The organism is Streptomyces graminilatus (assembly GCF_001418565.1).
GTDB lineage: Bacteria > Actinomycetota > Actinomycetes > Streptomycetales > Streptomycetaceae > Streptomyces > Streptomyces graminilatus.
Genome location: NZ_LIQQ01000241.1, coordinates 1 through 5,238, shown reverse-complemented (window position 1 = coordinate 5,238; position 5,238 = coordinate 1). Strand labels below are relative to the sequence as shown.

The 5,238-nt window shown below is 73.6% G+C and carries 5 protein-coding genes; all 5 read right to left on the bottom strand.

Going from position 1 to position 5,238, the window contains the following annotated elements:
• Nucleotides 1–906, bottom strand: a 906-nt coding sequence (gene holA / locus AOK08_RS20775; protein ID WP_198539326.1) for a DNA polymerase III subunit delta, incomplete at its 3' end; no start/stop codon positions are given.
• 104 nt (nt 907–1,010) lie between these two features.
• Nucleotides 1,011–1,256, bottom strand: a complete 246-nt coding sequence (locus tag AOK08_RS20770) for a hypothetical protein (RefSeq protein ID WP_055528042.1) — start codon at nt 1,254–1,256, stop codon at nt 1,011–1,013.
• Between the two features lie 107 nt (nt 1,257–1,363).
• Complete coding sequence (locus AOK08_RS20765) at nt 1,364–2,239, bottom strand: arylamine N-acetyltransferase family protein (protein WP_055528040.1); 876 nt, start codon at nt 2,237–2,239, stop codon at nt 1,364–1,366.
• Between the two features lie 4 nt (nt 2,240–2,243).
• Complete coding sequence (locus AOK08_RS20760) at nt 2,244–4,796, bottom strand: ComEC/Rec2 family competence protein (protein ID WP_055528045.1); 2,553 nt, start codon at nt 4,794–4,796, stop codon at nt 2,244–2,246.
• Between the two features lie 215 nt (nt 4,797–5,011).
• Nucleotides 5,012–5,238, bottom strand: a 227-nt coding sequence (locus tag AOK08_RS20755) for a ComEA family DNA-binding protein (protein WP_198539325.1), incomplete at its 5' end; no start/stop codon positions are given.

Sequence of the window (5,238 nt, the reverse complement as noted above, 5' to 3'; positions counted from 1 at the left end):
CTTCACCCCCGCGTCGGCCTTGGCCACCGCCTGGAGCGCCTCGGCGACCCCGTCCGGGGTCCACCCCCGCATCTGCTGCCGCACCCGGTCGATCTTCCACGGCGGCATCCCCAGCTCCCGCGCGAGATCCGCCGGCCGCCCGCCCCGCGCGGAGGACAGCTTCCCGATCGCCCGCACTCCCTGCGCCAGCGCGCTGGTGATCATCACCGGCGCCACCCCGGTCGACAGCGACCACCGCAACGCCTCCAGCGCCTCCGCCGCCCGCCCCTCGACAGCGCGGTCCGCGACCTCGAAGCTCGACGCCTCGGCCCGCCCCGTGTAGTACCGCCCGACGACAGCCGCGTCGATCGTCCCCTCGACATCCGCGACGAGCTGGGTCACCGCGGACGCCAGCTCCCGCAGATCGCTCCCGATCGAGTCGACGAGCGCCTGGCACGCCTCGGGCGTGGCGGATCTCCCCGTCACCCGGAACTCGGACCGCACGAACGCCAGCCGGTCCGCCGGCTTCGTCATCTTGGGACACGCCACCTCGCGCGCCCCCGCCTTGCGCGCCGCGTCGAGCAGCGCCTTACCCTTGACTCCGCCCGCGTGCAGCAGCACGAGGGTGATCTCCTCGGCGGGCGCCCCGAGATACGCCTTCACATCCTTGACCGTGTCGGCCGACAGATCCTGCGCGTTGCGTACGACCACGACCTTGCGCTCCGCGAAGAGCGACGGACTGGTCAGCTCGGCCAGCGTGCCCGGCTGCAACTGGTCCGAGCTCAGGTCTCGTACGTCCGTGTCGGCGTCGGCGGCCCGGGCGGCGGCCACCACCTCCTGCACGGCACGGTCGAGCAGGAGGTCCTCCTGGCCCACGGCAAGCGTGACGGGGGCGAGAGGGTCGTCTTGTGCGGTCTTCTTGGCCATCCCCGAAAGCATCCCACGAGCCACTGACAACGCCGCCCGCGCGGAACACCCGCGACAGCGGGCCGACACGGTCAGGGCTCGCTCAGGGCTCGCTCAGGGCTCGGTCAGGGCTCCTCGCGCCACCCCTCCCACTCCCCCACGAACCCGTCCAGCTCCTCCGGATCCAGCCGCCCGGCCTCGTCCTCCAGCACCACGAGCCACTGGGCGTCCTCGGCGTCGTCCTCACCGGCGAGGGCGTCCCTCAGAAGCTGCGGCTCCTCGGCGAGACCGAACCGGTCACGCAGCGCCTCCACCACCTCCTCGGCTGCATCACGGTCGGGCAGCACCAGCACATGTCTCACGTCGCTCACGGAGACATTTTCCGCTACCCCGAACCCCGGTCCCGATCCGGTCGCCCTCCGCCGTCCTCAGCCGTCCTTATCGGTCCTCATCCGTCCTCAGCCGTCCTCAGCCGCGTTCAGTCCCCCTCGGATGCCCCGGAGGCATCGGACACGTCAGCCGCCCCACCCGGTGCGCGAACCGTCGGCACACCGGACAGCTCGACCCCGAACCGCTCCCGGTACACGGAGAGCACCTCACCGTCCGACTCCAGCTCCCGCACCTCCCGCTTCCCGTCCGGCGCCGTGACCGTGAGGCTCCGGCCGCTGAGCGTGATCCGCCCGCCGTCCTCCGTGACCCGCGAGCAGACCAGGTTCCGGGTGAAGTGCGACTCCGGTGAGGTGCTGTGCCACCAGGCCCCGGCCACGAAGTCGCCGAGCACACGCGGCCTCAGCTCCAGCCGGTACTGACGGCTGCCGTCCCGGACCACGTCCAGGTCACCCGAGTCCCCGCCCGCCCCGCCACCGCGTACTCCCGCCGCGTCCTCCTCCGCCTCGACGACCCGGAACACACCGCCCGGATCCTCCTGCCCGTGCCGCTGCCCGATCGCCAGCGGACGGTGACTGTGCGCCCCGAAGCCGACGTCGGCCAGCCAGTCACCGCCGTCCTGCGTCCGTACCCGCAGCGCGAGATGGTCGTAGGGGATCCCGAGCCGCTCCTCGTCGCCGTACACCCGCGCCGCGAGCAGCGTGACGCCGAAGCCCAGCGCCGTGAGCAACGCCCCGAAGGCACCGTTGAGTTCATAGCAGAACCCGCCCCGGCGGGCGCCCACCACCTTGTCGAACAGCCGGTCCTCCGCCAGGGCGATCTCCTCGCCGAGATGGATCGAGAGGTTCTCGAAGGGCACCGACACCAGATGCCGCAGTTGCAGCTCGCGCAGCGCGTCGGAGGTGGGCGACTCGGGGCGCCGGGCGCCCAGCCGGCGGAGGTAGGCATCAGCCTGTGCGGAGTTCATGTCCTCAGTTTCTCGCCACCCGCAGCTCCCGGCCCGCGCCGACGACCGCCAACGCCCCGTCCTGGTCCGTCCGCAGCACCACGGCACCCCCGTCCCTGAGCCCCGCCACCGTGCTGGGAGCGGGATGTCCATAGGTGTTCTCCGCGCCGCACGAAATGAGCGCCAGCCTCGGAGCCGCCGCCCGTATGAGGTCCGGGTCCTGATAGGCCGACCCGTGGTGGGCGACCTTGAGGACGTCCACGGCACGCACCCGCGCGGCTGCCGGTGAGTTCAGCAGCTCCCGCTGGGCCGGGGGTTCGAGGTCCCCGAGGAGCAGCAGGCGCAGCCCGGCCGACCGTACGAGCAGCGTGACACTGGCGTCGTTGGCGCCCTCGGGCTCGGGGGACGGGGCCGGCCTCGGCCACAGCACCTCCCAGTCGAGGTCACCGGTCCGCCGCCGCTCACCGGCGACGGCACGCGTCACCGGGATGCGCCGGGCCGCCGCCTCTCTCCGCACGAACCGGGCCTGGTCCTCGGGCTCCTCGAACCCCGTCGTCTCGATCGCGCCCACCGAACGCCCGCGCAGTACGCCGGGCAGCCCGGCGACGTGGTCGGCGTGGAAGTGGGTGAGGATCACGAGGGGCACCTTGGTGACGCCGAGTTCGCGCAGACAGTGGTCGACCAGTGCCGGGTCGGGTCCGGCGTCCACGACCACACCAGTGCCTTCCCCGGCCGCGAGCACGGTCGCGTCGCCCTGCCCCACGTCGCACATCGCGAACCGCCACCCGGGCGGCGGCCATCCCGTGATCACCCTGGTCAGCGGCGCCGGCCGCACCACCACCAGGAGCAACAGCACCCCGCAGAGCGCGCACCACCATGGATGCCTCAGCAGACGCGCGCCGACGAACACGACCACCGCCGTGCACAGCCCCAACAGCAGCGCGCCCGTCCAACTGCCCGGCCAGTCCACTCCCCCGCCGGGCAGCGCCGCTCCCGTACGGGCGATGTCCACGATCCACCCAGCGGGCCAACTCGCGCCCCAGGCCAGCATCCTGGCCACCGGCATCATCACCGGCGCCATGCCCAGTGCCGCGAAGCCCAGCACGGTGGCCGGGGCGACCGCGAACTCCGCGAGCAGGTTGCACGGCACCGCCACCAGGCTCACCCGCGCCGACAGCACGGCCACCACGGGCGCGCACACGGCCTGTGCGGCACCGGCCGCCGCGAGCGCCTCGGCCAGTCGAGGCGGCACCCCGCGCCCGCGCAACGCCTGGCTCCATCGGGGCGCGAGGGTGAGGAGCGCGCCGGTGGCGAGGACGGAGAGCAGAAAGCCGTAACTCCGCGCCAGCCAGGGGTCGTACAGCACCAGCAGCAGGACCGCTGTGGCCAGCGCCGGGATCAGTGACCGGCGGCGCCCGGTCGCGAGGGCGAGCAGCGCGACCGATCCGCAGGCCGCGGCCCGCAGCACACTCGGGTCGGGTCTGCACACGACGACGAACCCCAGGGTGAGCGCGCCGCCGAGCAGTGCCGTCGTCCGGAGGGAGATACCCAGACGAGGTGCGAGGCCTCGCCGTTCGACCCGCTGGGCGAGGGCGGGCGGGCCGATGAGCAGGGCGAGGAGGATCGTGAAATTCGCTCCGCTGACGGCCGTCAGGTGAGTGAGGTCGGTCTCCTTGAACGCCTCGTCCAGTTCGGGTGTGACGCGCGAGGTGTCCCCGACGACCAGTCCGGGCAGCAGCGCCCGCTCGTCCGCCGGCAGGTCGTCGGTGGCGTCCCGCAGCCCCGCGCGCAGCCGCCCCGCGAACCGCTGCGCCGCCGACGGCTCGCTCACCACCTCGGGCGCAGCCCGGTCCCGTACTCGCAGCACGGCCGCGACCCTGTCGCCGCCCCTCAACGGGGGCACGAGCCGTCCGGTCACCCTCAGCCGTGTGGACGGCAACAGCCGCAGCCAGGGCGACCGCTCCGGCCCACCCGCCGCCTCGGCGGCCTCCCCCGCCGCCGCCCGGCTGAACGGTTGTCCCGCCCTCTTCGGCCCGGCGTCCACGTCGACAGTCACGAGCACTGGCGTCCGAGTTTCCACCGCGCGCCCGTCCGTCTCCTCGACGCGTCGGATGTCGGCGTCGAGAAGTACGGCGGTCGGCAGGGCATGGGCGCCCTGGATCCGGGGCCGGGTGAGCCGCGGATCGGAGGTGACCTCCAGCTCGGCCGTCACCTGGGCGTACTGCCGCGCGAGCCCAGGCACCGGCCCGCGCCTCAGATCAGCCCCGTGCAGCCCGGCGGAGGCGGCAGCCGCGGCGACACAGAGGAGCACGGCAGCGGCGGAAACCCGCGACCAACTGCCCCAGCGGGACTTTCCTGTCGGCGGACCGGGTCCTTTGGAAGTGCGCCGGGTCAGCAGGAGCAGGCCCGCCACGGCCGAACAGGCGACCGCGACGCCCGTGACCGACCCGGGCGAGGCATCCAACGCCAGTGCCGCCGTCGCCCAGGCCGCCAGTGCGGGCGGCACCAACCGCAGGTCCGTCGGCCCTTCCTGCCGGGGATGGGCTTCCCCCAGCCGTTTCCCCGAGGCCGCGTGCACGGACCGGCGGGCGCGCGGCGCCCGGCGGGCGGGATCGGGCCGGTCGTCGAGCGGGCCGGGCTGGGACTCCTCGTGCGCGACACCGGCCGGCACATGCCCGGCCGGGCCTCCGGATTCCGCTTCCGACCTCGACCCCGACCCCGACGACGACGACGGCGACGGCGACGGCGACGGCGACGGCGACTCCTCAGCCTCCGAGGTGTGCGGTACCCGGTTCACGGCTGCACCAGGTCTCGCAGGTCGGCGAACCGACGGTCACCGATGCCGTTCACATCGCGCAGTTCGTCCACGGACCGGTATCCGCCGTGCTGGGTGCGGTAGTCGATGATGTGCTGCGCCAGCACCGGGCCCACCCCCGGCAAGGTGTCGAGCTGCTCGGTGGTGGCCGTGTTCAACGAGACAGGCGCCGTCGGCCCGGCCCCCGCCCCGCCCACCGAGCCGC